Here is a 17,104-nt window from a genome sequence, read left to right as displayed (position 1 = left end):
GACGCTAGGGATTTTTTATGATTAAAAGTGTATGCCTGGTTTATCAGATAGCTTGCAGCCTGTACCATATTTCGCTTTTAGAGCACCTTTAAAATTAGTTTGCTCAAGTTCAGGGTATGCTTGTTTCCAAAGTTCAAACACATTGTGACTTGAAGCAGTACCTTCTTTTGTTAGTCGAACAATATGGAAACCATATTCATCGTTGCATCGAGCTAATGGACGATTTACGCGCATATTAATGATTCGACCGCTCGCTGTAACTTCATATAAGCCCTCGTAACCTGAAATGGCGCGTTTTTCTTCATTAATCTCAGCTGCTTGTTCTACTTTTTCTTTTTTTGCTTCTTTGACTTCAATTTTTTCTACAGGCTTAGAAGCTTCTTTAACTTCTTCTTTTTCTACAGACGCTACTTCTTTAACTTCCTCTTTCTCCACAGTCGTAGCCTCTTCGTTATTTTGAGGTGCAAGCTGTTCCATTATGACAAAATCCTTGTTAGAAGCTTTGTCGCTCATTGTAGCCATTATGTTCATAATAGAGCCTACATAACGCACGGGTTTATCTTTACCTTCTTCAAATACGAAAATATTATAATCGGTTTTATTCATTTTTTTCATAATAATATTTCCTGTTTTAGTAGTAAAACCGATAAACTTGTTCTTTTTAAGTGCTTGTATTGCTTGTTGCTTTGTTAAAATCATTTTTTAAAATCTCCTAAAGAATTGTTTTTTCTATTCTACCATAAAATCAGCTTCTCTGTTTTTCTTAAATATTTGATGATTTATTATTGCATTAATAATTCAAAGAAAAGTGATTATCGACAAAGCGTGGGGGTGATTTCCGTTCCGGCTGGGCGCTTTGTTGCTGTCGCTTCGCTTTCGCACAGTTAAAACATTTGTTGCTAACGCTTCGCTTTCGCACAGAGCAGAGCTTCCTGGGGGCGTACGATGAGCCGCTGGGGGCAACCTTGCAAACTGATTCGATTGGTAATAGAATTGGTCGGGTAATCAAGAAAACTGATCCGAGCGTGGAGAACTGCTCGTGTAACCGCTCTAATCATACCCACATAACCAGAAGGAGGATTTTATTATGGTTCAACATTTATTTAATATGAATTTAAAATGGTCGGAGGGTAGAAATGGGACAGGTACGATTGTTGCGGACAATCTCCATGCGAAAATTTCTATTCCTCGAGAAATGAATGGACCAGGGGTTGGGACAAATCCTGATGAAATGCTGCTTGGAGCAGCAGCGACATGCTATTTAATTACACTGGCTGCATTACTTGAAAATGCGAAGGTTGCTCTGGTGGATTTGTCTATGCAAGCTGAAGGTTATGTAGATGTCACGAATGGTGTTTTTACTTATGAGAGAATCGTTCATAAGCCGAAAATTGTTGTACAAAATTTAACGGAGCGAGAACAAAAGAGAATTAATCGATTAGCTGAGAAGGCAGAACAAACATGTATGATTAGTAAGGCATTAAAAGGCAATGTTGACATTGTCTGTGATGTACAAATTATACAGGGGTAACATTTGAACATAGCCATTCAAGGCAGAATATATAATAATTTAGGAGTTTTTCAAAATAATTTTGGAAAACTCCTTTTTTGACTCATTCCCAAAAGTTAGGGACGAATTTGTGTTTGGATATACTGTAAGCTGATTGAAGTGGCGACTCCTCGGGGATCAGCGATAGAGGAACGAAGGCTAAAACCATCACATCCTGTGATAACGCCTTTGTGACCAATATCGTGTTGGTCCGAGACTCTGCAGCGCAGCGGGTGTTTTCTGTGCGAAAGCGAAGCGACAGCAACAACAAAAGCGGCTCATCGGACGGACCCCCAGTAGGAACGGAAATCAGCCCACGTTATGGCGATAAGCCTCTTTTTTATTTTATTATGAAAATGCTTTATCAAAAGTAGTTCTATAAATGTCCCAAATGAATATATAAAGTTAAGTGCTAAAAAAATGCAAAGGATGATGTATTGCACGGGCAGTTAGCTCAGACTAAGACATTTTATAGTAAAACCGGAAAAAGAATTTTTGATATTGTGGGGGCACTCCTATTACTTTTCATAACCACCCCTCTTCTGTTAGTAGTTTTCCTCATTCTACTCATTAGTACAGGACGCCCTGTTTTTTTTAAACAAATCCGTACTGGACAGGAACATCAGCGCTTTGTTATTTGGAAGCTGCGGACAATGACCTTACAGGCAGTTCCAGTAAAAATGCCAAGATTGTGTGCTGACGGAATTCCAGATGATTTTTATTTTAAAACAGAACAGGATGCACGCATCACAAAGGTTGGGGCTGTTCTTCGGAAGTTAAGTATTGATGAAATTCCTCAGCTTATTAATGTCATAAAAGGAGATATGAGTATTGTTGGGCCACGGCCAGAAGTTCCAACCATTACAAATGCTTATAACACTTTACAGGCACGACGTTTAGACGTGAAGCCTGGTTTAACAGGGCTTGCTCAAATTAAAGGCCGTTCTAATATTTCTCACGGACAAAAAATTTCATATGACCTAGAATACGTTGTTAAATATTCGTTTCGGATGGATATAAAAATTATTATCAAAACACTTTTCGTAGTTTTAGCGAGAACAGGTGCTTATTAAATAGTAAGGAGTGTTAGGTACTGAAGATCGTTCAGCTTATTACACGGATGGATAAGATTGGCGGAGCACAAAAGCATGTGGAGGCTCTTGCTATAAAATTGAAGCAAGATGCTCACGAGGTAACGATTGTAACGGGCCATTATGACCCATTATTGTGGCGTTTTCAAGAAGAAAAAATTGATGTTATTAGTATTCCAGCTATGCAGCGGGAGATTCATTTAAAAAAGGATTTACAAACCTTTTGGCAATTAAGAACCGCATTTAAAAAAATAAAGCCAGATATTATTGCAGCCCATTCATCGAAGGCAGGAGCAATTGGACGTGTAGTAGGTAGGCTTTTACGTATTCCTACTGTGTTTACAGCCCATAGCTGGAGTTTTACCGAAGGCGTACCACATAAAAAAAAGATGCTGTATCATCGAATGGAAAAATCAGTTCAGCCGTTAACAGCTAAAATTATTACGGTATCTGAATACGACCGCAAGTTAGCGTTAAGTAAAAAAATTGCTCCTGCTCATAAAATGCTGACAATTCATAATGGCATTGACCAAATAGAGAAGCAAGTAGCACCTAATAGAGAGAAGCAGGAGCATCCATTAATTGTGATGGTTGCTCGTTTTGAAGTGCCAAAAAGACAGGATTTATTGCTAGAGGCTTTAGCGGAGCTTTCTGATATACCTTGGCGCCTTCAATTAATAGGTGATGGCTCATTACGTCCTAATTTAGAACAATTTATTGCTACTAAAGGTTTAACGGATCGTGTCTCATTTTTGGGCAATCAATTAAATGTCACCTCTTTGCTAGAGGAAAGTCATTTATTTGTTTTGCTATCAGATTGGGAGGGCTTGCCGATTTCAATTATTGAAGCGATGCGAGCAGGACTTCCGATTATTGCCACGAATGTAGGTGGCGTCAATGAGTTAGTTTCTGATAATGAGAATGGATTTTTAATTAACCGAGATGATAAAGACCTGTTAAAGAATAGGCTTAAACAACTGTTGATGGATAAGAACAGTCGTCAAAAAATGGGGGACGCGAGTGAGCGTAGATTTTTAAGGGATTTTACGTTTCTACCAATGTATCAGAAAACTCTATTTGTCTACGAACAAGCTGTATCAAAGTCCGTTAAGAAAGGTGATTAATTTGCAATTAATTCGCATTCGAACAGATGATGAGCTTCTATGGTACAAGAATATTTGGGATGGAATTTTAGAAGCGGAGGGCAATGATAATCCATTTATAGAATTTGCTTGGTTTTATAACTGGTGGCAAATTGTTGGGCGTAGAGAGCGCGTTGAACTCTATGCTGTTGAAGAGAATGGTATGATCATTGCCTTTTTCCCCTTTATGGTCCGACTTCGATGGGGAGTACGAATTTATGCCTTTACTGGAGAAAATATTGCAAATTACTCCGGTGTTGTAGCGGAAAAAGAATGGCTGTTTCCTGCTACGACCTTTGTATTTGATCAGCTCATTGAAAAGTATAAACATCTACTATTTTCGTTTCATGGATTATTGGAAAGCAAAGACTCTACAAAGGTTATCGAGCAATATTTTGTTGAAAGGCAGTTACGCCCGAGTATTTTTCGTGTAGTAACACCGTATCTCGCCTTTCGCGATATAGATTTTCATACTTATTTTAATCAACGTAGAAAAATGCACGGTGTGGATAGAAGAGAACGGAAGCTACGGAAATTAGGCTCATTAACGAGAAAAATACCTTCACAGGACGAGCTTTGGCAAATGTTTAAATTATTTAATCGACGATGGGCAAAAAAAATAGACACAAGTGATTTTACGAAGGGCAAGAAAAAGGATTTCTTCGAACAGTTAACGCTTCTTCAAGGGGAAGCGTTGCAAGCCAAGGTAGACGCACTTGTTTTTGAAGACCAATGGATTGCCTTTACCTATGGAATTTGCTGTCGAGGACGTTATGTCACTTATGCACTTGCGCATGAGCCGACATTTAATATATTTGGGCCGGGTAGATTAGTGAATCAGGAAACGATCAAGCGGATCTATTCTGAAAACTATCACTTGTTCGATATGAGTATTGGCTATGAGCCGTATAAGTTCGATTGGCGCTCTAATATAGATTTTACAAGACGTATGCTCGTAAGTAGTGGAACGAAACGAGCAAAGCTATTGGCGGGTCGTTTTACGCTGAAGGAACGACTAAAGGAAATATTAAAAGGCAATCATCGTATTGTTGAATGGAAACGCAATACTCTAGGTCAATTACGTTACTTAGTAAAGTATGGAAAAGTGAAAGGTTGGCTAGAATATGGACAACTATTCGTAGAAAAATTTATTCGTTTTAAGCAAGTGGATTTGTATGAATTATCTCCATCAGATAGCGTGACACCGCATCGGCCTGTAGGTGATTTGTTTGAGGAGTTGTCGATTCAGGAGGCGATGCAACTCGATGATGAGGAGATTATTTCTTTATTTTATAAGGGATACACTATTTATAAAGATTCTTTTGCAGCGACGAATAAGCCTGCGTTTGCGTTACATGCGGTGAACTGGCGTGTAGATGAATTGCAAATTGTTGAAGCATTGCCGAAGCAGACATATTTTTTAACCTATAATGTTTATAAAAATATCGATATTATCACAGCCTTTTTCCAAAAAATGAAACCTGCACAAACACTTTGGGTTACTGCAAGCTTTTGGCACTGGCGAAAGCGTAAACGATTATTGCAGCTAGGCTATAAACGTATTTCTCGAATGAAACATTTTAAATGTGCTCGTTTTGAGCGAAATCATGTAGAAAAATACAAAGAGAGTGGGGGCGATGTTCATTCTGTCCATTAAAAGTAAGCGATGGAATATCGCAATGCAGCATTTTTATTTTGTAGAAAAGCCAGCCAGTGTTAGAAAGTCAATGAAGGTCGTTGGCTATACAAATTCACTTGTACCGAGCCGTAAGCTTGTTAAAAGTGAAACGGTTCATATTCACCTTACAGATAGTGAGTTATCATTGTATCTTGCTCTTTCTGAAAGTAATCGAAAAATACTTCGTCGTGCACAAAAAGAGTCCTATCAAGTTTTTATTTATAAAGAACCATCAGATGAAAATTTACGAGCCTTTCAACAGTTTTATAATAATTTTGCGAAAAGGAAAAAACTCGAGCTCATAAGTAAGTCTCAAATGGAAGCTATTACGCTCTTAAAAGATCAAGGAGCGCTATGGTTGTCTGAGATTCGAAGTATTTGTGGACAAACACTATGCTTTAGACTCGATATTGTATTCGGTAAAAAAGCAATGTCCTATTATGTAGCGACTTGTCATTCGCAATCGGTTCCAGATCATTTAAAAAGACCAGTTCGTTTTGCAAATCGTTTCTTACTATGGCACAATTTATTGCATTTAAAGGAGCAGGGCTTTAGTTTATATGATATGGGGAAGTTAACGGATGACCAAAATGTTCGTGCATTTAAGCAAGGCTTCGGTGGACAAGTCGTCGATGTCTACTCTGGCTACATTACTCAATCAAAAATACGTGCACTGTTATTGGGCGTGCAAAAATGGAGGAAGTAGTAATTGAAGTGAATCATGGAGGACTTGTTATATCATTGGATTTTGAGCTAAATTGGGGTGTCCACGATGTATTTAAGTACGGCCAATACAATAAAAATTTATATGGTGTGCGTGAGGCACTGCCTAAAATACTAGAGTTATTTGAACAATATGGCATTCATGCGACTTGGGCCACGGTTGGTCTATTGTTTGCAGATTCAAAAGCAGAAATGGCTCACTACTTAAGGGGGATCCCTGTAAAATATAAAAACAGGTATTATGCAGCACATACACAATTTGCAAAAGTAGGAGAAGATGAGCAGGATGATCTCTTACATTTCGGCAAATCCTTAATTGAGAAAATTAAACATACACCACATCAAGAAATAGGAAGTCATACATTTTCACATTTTTACTGTTTAGAAAGTGGACAAACTGAAGCAGATTTTCGTGCAGATTTACACGCAACTGCAATGATTTCTGAAGAATATATCGCACCGATGAAATCGATTGTTTTTCCACGAAATCAAGTGAATGAAGCATATTTCCCAGCATGCCAGGAAGTAGGGTTTATATGCTATCGCGGAAATGAAAAACATCCGTTATACGATCCTCAAAAATTCACAAAAAAAGGTCGACTATTAGGGGCGAAAAAATGGCTGGATAGCTATGTGAATATAACAGGAAATCATCTAGTAACACTAGAAGAGATGCAAAAGGATTCCTTTATTAACATTCGTTCAAGTGCATTTTTAAGACCTTATTGTAGCCCATTACGATTTTTTGAAGGCTTCAAGGTTAAACGTATTAAAGAGGGGATGCATGCAGCTGCAATGTCTCAAGCTTTTTATCATTTATGGTGGCACCCTCATAATTTTGGCAAGAACATAGAGAAAAATTTAGCAATACTTGAGGAACTTTTACAGTACTATCAGGAATTGCGTCATCAATATAACTTTCAAAGCTATACGATGCACGAGGTCGCAGAGCTTTGCCAATCTATATCCCGTAAAAGCCCGATCGGTGAAGACTAATAATCAGTGAGGTGAAAAACCCTCACTGTATAGAAAAAGGAGCAAACTAGAAAATTGCCTAGTTTGCTTCTTTCTATGTTCTAGGGGTAAATGGTGTGGGGAATTTTTAAAAATTAAGAGGAAAAATCCTGAACTTTGACGAAATTGTATGTACTAATGGTACTATTAATGTTAAAGGTAATTTTTAGGTATTTTTAAGAAGACAATAAATTAATACAGGGCAATTGACTTTAATTTTGCTCATGCCTAAAAGATGGGGATGACATTTTGTAAAAACATATGTCCTGTGGATAGGTTGATTTTCGTTACGGCTGCTCCACTCCTTGGGGATCATCGAACACCCCTAAGAAGCTCTGTTCTGTGCGAAAGCGAAGCGTCAGCAACAACAAATGTTTTATCTGTGCGAAAGCGAAGCGTCAGCAACAAAGCGCCTAGTCGGAACGGAAATCAATCCCACACTAAGATATAGAAAAATGCATGAAGGTGGTCGAAAAAATGTTTATTCAACCAGAATGGCAGTATAAGCAAGAAAATGGTTCAGCTATGCATCAATGGATTAAACAAAAAGAAAATCCGGTTCCAAGTGATGTAGATATTATTTTGTACGGAGCTTTATTATCGTATAGTAGTAAACCATCCGAAAAAGCACTATATCCAACAGCATTTCGAAAGGCTTGGCCAAGCTTTCAATCTTATAATTTAGATGAGCAAGTAGATTTGCGCTCATTGGCAGTTGTTGATGTAGGCGATGTGGCTATCCACGAGACGGATAGAATGCTTTCAGAGTCAGCTATTGAAGCTGCTGCTGAAAGCTTAAGTACCGCATATTCTAAAAGTTTCACCTGTCTTATAGGTGGGGATCATGCGATTACAGCTTGCTCTTTAAGAGGAATAAAGAATGCTTTTCCAAAGGATCGCATAGGGATTATTCAAATTGATACGCATTTGGATGCCCGGAATCAGGAGGAAATTGGTTTAGCTATGGATTCTCCCATGCAGAAGCTTATTGCAGCAGGGATTGTAGAGGGAAAACATATTTATAATGTCGGACTACACGGCTTTTTTAATTCCCCAGAAATGATTCACTATGCGAAAGAACAAGGAATACATATGATTACGTTAAAGCAAATGCGTCGTGATGGCATTCAATTAACCATTCGCGAAATGCTCCGTCAGCTTATGTATGAGGTAGATCGCATTTATGTATCTGTCGATTTGGATGTACTCGATATTACATTCGCACCAGATGTACCTGCAGCAACACCAGGTGGATTAACGGCCTATGAATTATTCGATATCCTAAAGCTTATTGGAGAAAATGAAGGAGTCCGCCATATTGACTTTGTTTATGCAAATCCAAAAGAGAGTGACCTACGCCCAGAAACCGTAAAGATGGGCGTAACAGCATTTTTACAATGGTTAACAGGTATTCGACTGGATTACCGCAATCGAATTTCAAAAAGAGGCAACACCCTAATTAGATAGTTGGAAAATAAGACGTAGAATGATGGCTTGTATATATTTACAATGAAGTTTGATGATAGTTTGCTATAATAGAACAATGCTTAATAATGAATTACTACAATTATTGTATTGTTATAGAGAGGACTATTTATCATGACAATAAAACCAAAATTATTAATTGTTGATGGCATGGCGCTATTATTCCGTTCATTCTTTGCATCGGCTGCGATGGGGCATTATATTCGCCTGGCGGATGGGACACCTTCTAATGGTGCCCAAGGATTTGTACGTCATGTGTTAACGGCACAATCTATTATGAAGCCGACCCATCTTGCTGTTTGTTGGGATATGGGTGCACATACATTCCGCAATGAATTATTTGATGGCTATAAGGCTAATCGACCATCACCACCAGAGGAAATGCTACCGCAATTTGATATGGCTAAAAATTTATCGCAACAAATTGGCTGGCAAAACTTCGGTGTGAAAGGGATGGAGGCAGATGATTTAATTGGCTCAATGATTACAAAATTTCAGGATGAGGCTGACATTACGGTAATTAGTGGAGACAAGGACTTACTGCAGCTTCTAAGACCATCAACGGAAATTGCTTTTACGAAAAAAGGCTACACAGAGTATGATGTTTATACACATACTCGCTTTCAAGAGGAATATGGCATCGAACCTACTCAATTTGCACAGGTCAAGGCTTTTATGGGGGATACGAGTGACGGTTACCCAGGCGTTAAGGGAATTGGACCTAAGCAGGCACTTACGTTAATTCAAACGTATGGTACTATTGAAAATGTTCTTACATCATTAGATGAATTAAAGCCTGGTCAACGTACGAAAATTAAAGAGAATTTAGACATGCTAAAATTGTCACACGAACTTGCAACGATTCAAACGAACGTACCAATCGAGGCAGAATTAGCGAGCTTAGTATTACCGAACTACGAGCCCCAAACGTTCAAAGAAATAGAACAACGTGGCTATACATTAATCGCTAAGCAGGCACGCTCGCTGTATTCACTTATTTAACTTCTTTTTGCGGACGTCACTGAAATCGAAAAGGAGTTCTTAAGGGATGTTAGCCTAAAATCATCGCATCCATGCGATAACGGCTAACTGACCTGCATCAGTAAAAACGCCACGTCCTGTGGCATTACCGAAATGACCGACATCGTGTCGGCCCTTGTGTTGTTGCTGTCGCTTCGCCTTTCGCACAGACAAAACCCTTTGCTGACGCTACGTTAGCACTGCGCTTTCGCACAAAAAACATCTGCAGTCCTAAGCACAAAGCCGATTCCGGACGCAATTATGCCGAGGTATAATTGATTAATAAACATCATGGTAATCAACGCAGAGTATAGAAATATGCTCTGCTTTTTTATATTTTTTGAGTAAATAAGCCTTAAATTACTAATGAAAAAGGGCGTGTTTAAACATTGTATGCACGCTCTCACTTAATTTGGTGTGATTTTTACGAAGCTCAAAACTTTTTCATTATTTTTAAAAGGAGCCGTTCGAATTTTACTTTCACGATTAGTACCACCATTATCATGGAACATTAACAATAGCTCATCATTTCGTATTTCATAGCCAATGAGAGGTACCCAATGATACGCGAAGGCAGCCTTTTTATCGCACCAATGTAGGCTAAAATAGCGGTCAAAGCGTATGGCGACAGGTCTCCCTGCATCGATTTCCTGCATAGCCTCCTTTAAAGTACAATCACGAATATCCCATGTCGGACGGAGCCGACGAAGATTGCGAATTAGGCGCCACTTAAATAACCCGATTTTCGTACCACCGAGAAGTTTATAAAGCTCATTTACCGAAGGAGCTTGATCTTCCAAGTAGTTTAAGATTACGTGTACCGTTGTAGGTCCACAAGCGGAATTACGATAGTTGGGTGAAATGGCTGCATCATATTGTGACTTTCCAAGTAGCGACAATTGTTGGCGCATCATAATCTCCTTTCTAAAAAAGAGCTGCATTTCAAAAAGAAATGCAGCTCTTCCATTGCAGATAGAATTCTGTAACTTGCGGCTGATGCTTCACTTTCGCCACAGCACAGTAGTTCTTCTATATTAACCTTGCTATTTTAGCCTAGTTAATTATTTCTGTGCAGATAAAAACTCAGTTACTTGCTGAGGTGTTTTAGCATTAGCACTATGTAAGTGTGCTAATTTTTCACCGTTTTGGAAAATTAGTAGGCTTGGAATACCCATTACATCATATTTGTCCGCAATTTCTGGAAGTTCATCACGGTTAAGTTCATACCAGTCAAATTGGTTGTACTCTTCGATAATTGGATCGATGAACATATTCATGCGTGTGCAATCTGGGCACCATCCAGCGTAAAATTTTACTAGCACTTTTTGATCGCCAGAGATCAGTTCATTAAATTGGTCAGCAGTTGTAATTGTTTTCATTTGTTGTTTCACTCTCCTCGCTTTCCATTCTACACATTTTTAACGCAACCTGAAAGTTTTCTGTTTGGAATATTTGCTATCTGCTTATTGTTCTGTTTTCGCTCGTAAAAAACGAAAAAAGTTGTATATTGCAAAAATAATTGGTGAAAAAAGATTGCTAAATGAAACAAAATATTCTACACTGAAAACAGAAAAAGTAGTTTTATCTTCATTCGACGGAAAAAATCACCTCGAAAACTAAAATGGTAGTTGAACGAAGATAAGCCTTAGTTGTATGTCATAGATTAAATTTGAATAGAGCTAGACTGATTCAAATTCTGGACAAAAATACACGAAGGTAAACTTTGATATTTTTTTGGTCAAAAAATGAATGGCTATTCATTCAATGGGAGAATAAGGGGGAATTGCTTGTGACTTACAACATTAAAAAAGCAGCTGTTCTAGGTTCTGGGGTAATGGGCTCTGGAATTGCAGCACATTTAGCAAACATCGGTATTCCAACATTATTATTAGACATTGCGCCGAAGGAACTAACAAAAGAGGAAGAAGCGAAGGGTCTTTCCTTAGAGCATCCTGCTGTAAGAAATCGTATTGTCAACGGAGCTCTGCAAAAGTTATTAAAGCAAAAGCCAGCACCACTTACTTCTAAGAAAAATTTATCACTACTAACGGTTGGTAACTTTGAGGACGATTTAGAAAAATTAAAAGATGTAGATTGGGTTATTGAAGTTGTCGTTGAAAATTTAGCGATTAAACAAAGCCTATATGAAAAAGTTGATGCTGTACGTAAGCCAGGCACAATTATTAGTTCAAACACATCTGGCATAAGTATCGATGCAATGGCAGAAGGGCGTTCAGAAGATTTTAAAAAGCATTTCCTAGGAACTCACTTCTTCAATCCGCCGCGTTATTTAAAATTACTTGAAGTCATCCCAGCAAACACAACAGCGCCAGAGGTTGTCAGCTTTATGAAAACATTTGGCGAAGATGTGCTTGGAAAAGGTGTCGTACTTGCAAAAGATACACCGAACTTCATTGCCAATCGTATCGGAACGTACGGTTTACTAATTACTTTACAAGAAATGATGAAGGGTAGCTATTCAGTTGGCGAGGTGGATTCTGTAACAGGTCCATTAATCGGTCGTCCAAAATCAGCAACTTTCCGAACGTTGGATGTTGTTGGTTTAGATACATTTATTCATGTAGCGAAAAACGTCTATGATCAAACAACTGGTGAAGAGCAGCAAGTATTTGCAGTACCAGATTTCCTACAGAAAATGGTCACAAACGGCTGGCTCGGAGCAAAATCAGGTCAAGGGTTCTTCTTAAAGCAAGGCAAAGAAATACTTGAAATTGATCCAAACACTTTAGAGTATAGTCCAGTTAAAAAGTTAAAAACTCCTTCTATCGAAATGGCAAAACAAACTCGTGGATTAGCAAATAAAGTGAAAGCATTAACTTATGCTAAGGATCGTACCGGAGAGTTATTATGGGGTATCTTCGCCCCGACGCTCATTTACTCTGCACAGCTACACGGTGAAATTGCTGATGATATTGTTGCCATTGACAATGCTATGAAATGGGGCTTCGGCTGGCAGCAAGGGCCATTTGAAATATGGGATGCAATTGGCGTCAAAGAGTCTGTAGCTAAAATGGAGGAAGAAGGTCGTGAGGTACCGGCATTCGTCAAAGATATGTTAGCAAGCGGATTTGAAACTTTCTATTCGGAAATTGACGGCGACCTAGCGTATTATAATGGCTCTGAATATGTAAATGTGCCAGTGAATGAAAAGGAAATTAACTTAAAACGCTATAAGAAAAAGCATGGTGTTATTAAATCAAATACAGGTGCTAGTTTAATAGATATAGGTGATGGAATTGCATTACTTGAATTTCATTCCCAATCAAATGCAATTGGCTTAGACATTATCCAAATGATTAACTTTGCAATCGATGAAGTAGAAGCGAACTATAAAGGCTTAGTCATCGGTAACCAAGGGAAAAACTTCTGTGTTGGTGCAAATCTGGGAATGATTTTAGTAGAAGCACAGGATGATAATATTTTTGAACTAGATTTCGTTATTAAAGCATTCCAAGATGCGATGCAAAAGATTAAATACTCTCGCAAGCCTGTTGTAGCAGCGCCTTTTGCTATGACGCTAGGTGGCGGAGCAGAGGTTTGCTTACCAGCTGCACATATTCAAGCAACAATGGAAACATATATGGGCCTAGTCGAAGTTGGTGTAGGATTAATCCCTGGTGGAGGCGGTAATAAAGCACTTTATCAAAAATTCCTCAAAGGGTTACCAAATGGTGTTGAAGTAGACTATCAACATATTGCTAATAAAGTATTTGAATCGATTGCGATGGCAAAAGTTTCGACATCTGGTGAGGAAGCACGTGAAAATAACTTCTTAAACTTTGCTGATGGGATTTCTGTTAACCCAGATCACCAACTATATGATGCAAAACAAGCTGCACTAGCGCTTTATGAGGCAGGCTATTTACCACCTGTTCCTACGAAAGTTCCTGTAGTCGGTGCATCAGGATACGGTACGCTACTAATCGGTGCGCAAGGAATGCTTGAATCAGGCTATATTAGTGAACATGATTTAAAAATCGCTAAAAAATTAGCGTATGTCATTGCTGGTGGTAAAGTTCCATATGGCACATTAGTAGATGAACAATACCTATTAAACCTTGAGCGTGAGGCGTTCCTAAGCTTAGTGGCAGATCCGTTATCTCAACAAAGAATGCAGCACATGCTTTTAAAGGGAAAACCACTGCGTAACTAACTTTAAGACTGAATTCACTATACTTGCACATGAAACAAAGGGGGATTAATACGATGCGTGAAGCCGTTATTGTAGCAGGAGCACGAACTCCGATTGGAAAAGCGAAGAAGGGTTCTTTAGCAACAGTTAGACCAGATGATTTTGGAGCGGTTGTTGTCAAAGAAACATTAAAAAGAGCGGGCTATGAAGGTCCGATTGACGATTTAATTTTAGGATGTGCAATGCCGGAAGCCGAGCAGGGCATGAACGTAGCACGTAGTATTGGAGCTCTCGCTGGATTACCAGATACAACACCAGCGCTGACAATTAATAGATTCTGTTCGTCAGGTTTACAAGCAATTGCTTTTGCAGCCGAACGTATTATGCTAGGTCATTCGAAAGCAATTCTAGCTGGTGGCGTCGAGTCTATGAGTATGGTGCCGATGGTAGGTAATACACCTCGCTTAAATCCAACATTAGCGGAAACTGCTCCACAATATTATATGGGGATGGGGCATACAGCTGAGGAAGTGGCACGTCAATACAATGTTAGTAGAGAAGATCAGGATGCTTTTGCTGTTCGTTCACATGAGCTTGCAGAAAAGGCGATTAAAGAAGGTAAATTCAATGATGAAATCGTACCAATTGAAGTGGAGCAACATTATGTAGATGACAACAATAAACTACAGGTGAAAAAATTCACGTTTAGCATGGATGAAGGTGTACGTCCGGGTACATCTGTAGAAGGTTTAGCGAAGCTTCGTCCAGCCTTCCATGTTAAAGGTAGTGTTACAGCTGGTAATGCTTCTCAAACTTCAGATGGTGCAGCAGCGGTACTTGTGATGGACCGTGAGGAAGCAGAAAAACAAGGGCTTACTCCGATGGCGAAGTTTTTAGGCTTTGCAGTTGGAGGCGTACCTCCTGAGGTTATGGGTATTGGACCAATCGTGGCAGTACCTAAAGCGCTTGAAATTGCAGGCTTATCAATAGATGACATTGATTTATGGGAAATTAACGAAGCATTTGCGTCACAATCCCTACAAGTCGTACGTCATTTAGGCATCGACCAAAACAAAGTAAACGTTAATGGTGGAGCAATTGCCCTAGGTCACCCACTTGGTGCAACGGGAGCTATTTTAACATTAAAGCTCATTCATGAATTGAAGCGACAAGGTAAGAAATATGGTGTCGTAACAATGTGTATCGGCGGCGGTATGGGTGCCGCGGGAGTATTTGAACTTCTATAATTTTTGCTAGATTAGCTTGGAGTGCAGCGTTTTCGGTTGCCTCCGAATGTAGTACTTCAAGCTTTTCTATATATTCGAGATAAAAACTATTAAAAATAGATATATAGGGAGGAATTTAGAATGACAGAAAAAACAACGGATTTCATTAAAGGCGGCGGATTTATTATTGAAGATGTGGAATTAAATCGTGTGTTTACACCAGAAGATTTCACAGATGAGCATAAAATGATTGCTAAAACTACTGAAGAGTATGTAGCAAATGAAGTATTACCGGTCGTTGAAAATTTAGAAAACCATGAATTTGAGCATTCGGTTCGTCTACTAAAAAGTGCAGGTGAGCTCGGCTTACTAAGCGCGGATGTACCTGAAGAATATGAAGGGTTAGGATTAGACAAAGTTTCTTCTGCATTAATCGCAGAAAAAATGTCAGTTGCTGGCGGCTTCTCTATTACACATGGTGCACACGTAGGTATTGGTTCTTTACCAATCGTCCTGTTCGGAAATGAAGATCAAAAGAAGACGTATTTACCAAAGCTTGCGTCAGGTGAATTAATCGCTGCTTACGCATTGACAGAGCCAGGTTCAGGTTCTGATGCATTAGGTGCAAAAACGACTGCGAAGTTAAACGATGCAGGAACACACTATATTTTAAATGGTGAAAAGCAATGGATTACAAATGCAGGCTTTGCAGATGTATTTGTTGTCTATGCAAAAATCGATGGCGATAAATTCTCAGCATTTATCGTAGAACGTGGTTTCAATGGCGTTTCAGTTGGCGCAGAAGAGAAAAAAATGGGAATCAAATCTTCATCAACACGTACTTTAATCCTTGAAGATGCAGAAGTACCTGTAGAAAATCTTTTAGGTGAAGTAGGACGCGGACACGTTATTGCTTTTAATATTTTAAACATCGGTCGCTATAAATTAGGAGTTGGAACAATCGGTGGCTCGAAGCGTGCATTAGAGCTTGCTATTCAATATACAAATCAACGTCAGCAGTTTAAAACGAAGCTGTCTGATTTCAACTTAACAAAAGAAAAATTATCGACAATGGCATCACAATTGTATGCGTCCGAGTCATTAAACTATCGTACAGTAGGCTTATTTGAGGACCGCTTAAGTCAACTAAGCCCAGATGAGCAAAAGCAAGGGAAAGTGATTGCTAGTGCAATTGCTGAATATGCTATTGAATGTTCTATTGCTAAAGTATTTGGTTCTGAGACTTTAGATTACATTGCGGATGAAGCGGTTCAATTACACGGTGGTTACGGCTTTATGGCTGAATACGAAGTAGAGCGCATTTATCGTGATTCTCGTATTAATCGTATTTTTGAAGGTACAAATGAAATTAACCGCATGATTGTACCAGGTACATTTATGAAAAAGGCAATAAAAGGTGAATTGCCGTTACTACAAGTTGCTCAAAATTTACAACAAGAGCTACTTATGCTAATGCCTGAGGATGTAGGCACAGAGCCGCTAGCACAGGAAAAATATCTTGTGAAAAATGCGAAGAAAATTGCTGTATTAGCATCTGGCTTAGCAGCACAACGCTACGGCGCGAAGCTTGATCAGGAGCAAGAAGTATTAGTGAAGATTGCAAATATCGCAAACCAACTATTTGCTATGGAATCTGCAGTATTGCGTACAGAAAAAGCGATTGCTCGTGACGGTGCTGAAAAAGCTCATCAAAAATTACTGTACACTCAAATCTTCTGCCAAGAAGCATTTGCAGAAATTGAAAAAGAAGCAAAAGATACGATTCTTGCTTCAGCAGACGGCGACGCTGCACGCATGACATTGTCTGCACTACGTAAATTAACTCGCAACAACCCATACAACTTAATCGCGAAGAAACGTGAAGCTTCTGTTAAATTAATTGAAGCAGAAAAATATGTAGTTTAATGTAGCAGACTAACCTAGCTATCCGCATAGATGAGATAGCTAGGTTTTTTGTTGGAAATAAAGTATAGCGCTTGCAAAACGAGGGGGGATTTCCGTT

The 17,104-nt window shown here is 38.9% G+C and carries 15 protein-coding genes; 11 read left to right on the top strand and 4 right to left on the bottom strand.

Annotated features, from left to right (window positions below; translation table 11 throughout):
- Nucleotides 1-21 precede the first annotated feature (21 nt).
- Nucleotides 22-699 carry an NUMOD4 domain-containing protein gene (locus tag AC3WSO_RS20115; RefSeq protein ID WP_492533207.1) on the bottom strand — a complete coding sequence of 226 codons (678 nt, stop codon included), beginning with the start codon at nucleotides 697-699 and terminating at the stop codon, nucleotides 22-24.
- A gap of 388 nt (nucleotides 700-1,087) precedes the next feature.
- Between AC3WSO_RS20115 and AC3WSO_RS20110 the strand changes: the two genes are divergently transcribed.
- From AC3WSO_RS20110 to AC3WSO_RS20075, 8 genes are all read left to right on the top strand, one after another.
- Nucleotides 1,088-1,531: an SACOL1771 family peroxiredoxin gene (locus AC3WSO_RS20110; RefSeq protein ID WP_492533206.1), complete on the top strand. Its 444-nt coding sequence runs from the start codon at nucleotides 1,088-1,090 to the stop codon at nucleotides 1,529-1,531.
- A 455-nt stretch (nucleotides 1,532-1,986) separates the two neighbouring features.
- On the top strand, nucleotides 1,987-2,622 hold the full coding sequence (locus AC3WSO_RS20105; protein WP_492533204.1) for a sugar transferase: 636 nt from the start codon (nucleotides 1,987-1,989) through the stop codon (nucleotides 2,620-2,622).
- Nucleotides 2,623-2,669: 47 nt separating this feature from the next.
- Nucleotides 2,670-3,764, top strand: coding sequence for a glycosyltransferase family 4 protein (locus AC3WSO_RS20100; RefSeq protein ID WP_492533203.1), 1,095 nt, complete (start codon nucleotides 2,670-2,672; stop codon nucleotides 3,762-3,764).
- Between the two features lies 1 nt (nucleotide 3,765).
- Nucleotides 3,766-5,439, top strand: a complete 1,674-nt coding sequence (locus AC3WSO_RS20095; RefSeq protein WP_492533201.1) for a GNAT family N-acetyltransferase — start codon at nucleotides 3,766-3,768, stop codon at nucleotides 5,437-5,439.
- Nucleotides 5,420-6,166, top strand: coding sequence for a GNAT family N-acetyltransferase (locus AC3WSO_RS20090; protein ID WP_492533200.1), 747 nt, complete (start codon nucleotides 5,420-5,422; stop codon nucleotides 6,164-6,166). The genes AC3WSO_RS20095 and AC3WSO_RS20090 overlap by 20 nt, the downstream gene beginning before the upstream one ends.
- Nucleotides 6,154-7,179, top strand: coding sequence for a polysaccharide deacetylase family protein (locus AC3WSO_RS20085; protein WP_492533198.1), 1,026 nt, complete (start codon nucleotides 6,154-6,156; stop codon nucleotides 7,177-7,179). The genes AC3WSO_RS20090 and AC3WSO_RS20085 overlap by 13 nt, the downstream gene beginning before the upstream one ends.
- A gap of 495 nt (nucleotides 7,180-7,674) precedes the next feature.
- Nucleotides 7,675-8,664 carry an agmatinase family protein gene (locus tag AC3WSO_RS20080; RefSeq protein WP_492533197.1) on the top strand — a complete coding sequence of 330 codons (990 nt, stop codon included), beginning with the start codon at nucleotides 7,675-7,677 and terminating at the stop codon, nucleotides 8,662-8,664.
- Between the two features lie 132 nt (nucleotides 8,665-8,796).
- Nucleotides 8,797-9,684 carry a 5'-3' exonuclease gene (locus tag AC3WSO_RS20075; RefSeq protein ID WP_492533195.1) on the top strand — a complete coding sequence of 296 codons (888 nt, stop codon included), beginning with the start codon at nucleotides 8,797-8,799 and terminating at the stop codon, nucleotides 9,682-9,684.
- A 60-nt stretch (nucleotides 9,685-9,744) separates the two neighbouring features.
- Here AC3WSO_RS20075 and AC3WSO_RS20070 read toward each other — a convergent pair whose 3' ends face one another.
- From AC3WSO_RS20070 to AC3WSO_RS20060, 3 genes are all read right to left on the bottom strand, one after another.
- On the bottom strand, nucleotides 9,745-9,870 hold the full coding sequence (locus AC3WSO_RS20070) for a hypothetical protein (protein ID WP_492533193.1): 126 nt from the start codon (nucleotides 9,868-9,870) through the stop codon (nucleotides 9,745-9,747).
- Nucleotides 9,871-10,109: 239 nt separating this feature from the next.
- Nucleotides 10,110-10,613 (bottom strand): C39 family peptidase, encoded by a 504-nt coding sequence (locus AC3WSO_RS20065; RefSeq protein ID WP_492533192.1) that lies wholly within the window; start codon nucleotides 10,611-10,613, stop codon nucleotides 10,110-10,112.
- A 150-nt stretch (nucleotides 10,614-10,763) separates the two neighbouring features.
- Complete coding sequence (locus AC3WSO_RS20060) at nucleotides 10,764-11,093, bottom strand: thioredoxin family protein (protein WP_492533190.1); 330 nt, start codon at nucleotides 11,091-11,093, stop codon at nucleotides 10,764-10,766.
- A gap of 398 nt (nucleotides 11,094-11,491) precedes the next feature.
- Between AC3WSO_RS20060 and AC3WSO_RS20055 the strand changes: the two genes are divergently transcribed.
- From AC3WSO_RS20055 to AC3WSO_RS20045, 3 genes are all read left to right on the top strand, one after another.
- Nucleotides 11,492-13,876 (top strand): 3-hydroxyacyl-CoA dehydrogenase/enoyl-CoA hydratase family protein, encoded by a 2,385-nt coding sequence (locus AC3WSO_RS20055; protein WP_492533189.1) that lies wholly within the window; start codon nucleotides 11,492-11,494, stop codon nucleotides 13,874-13,876.
- A 53-nt stretch (nucleotides 13,877-13,929) separates the two neighbouring features.
- A complete protein-coding gene (locus AC3WSO_RS20050) occupies nucleotides 13,930-15,102 on the top strand; it encodes an acetyl-CoA C-acetyltransferase (RefSeq protein WP_197143298.1) in 1,173 nt (390 codons plus the stop codon).
- A gap of 120 nt (nucleotides 15,103-15,222) precedes the next feature.
- Nucleotides 15,223-17,007: an acyl-CoA dehydrogenase FadE gene (locus AC3WSO_RS20045; protein WP_492533187.1), complete on the top strand. Its 1,785-nt coding sequence runs from the start codon at nucleotides 15,223-15,225 to the stop codon at nucleotides 17,005-17,007.
- Nucleotides 17,008-17,104 lie beyond the last annotated feature (97 nt).

The sequence above is a fragment of the Lysinibacillus sp. EB106-09-02-XG168 genome (assembly GCF_058791475.1).
Note: the sequence above shows the minus strand (reverse complement) of the source record. Positions and strands in the feature narration are given on the sequence as shown.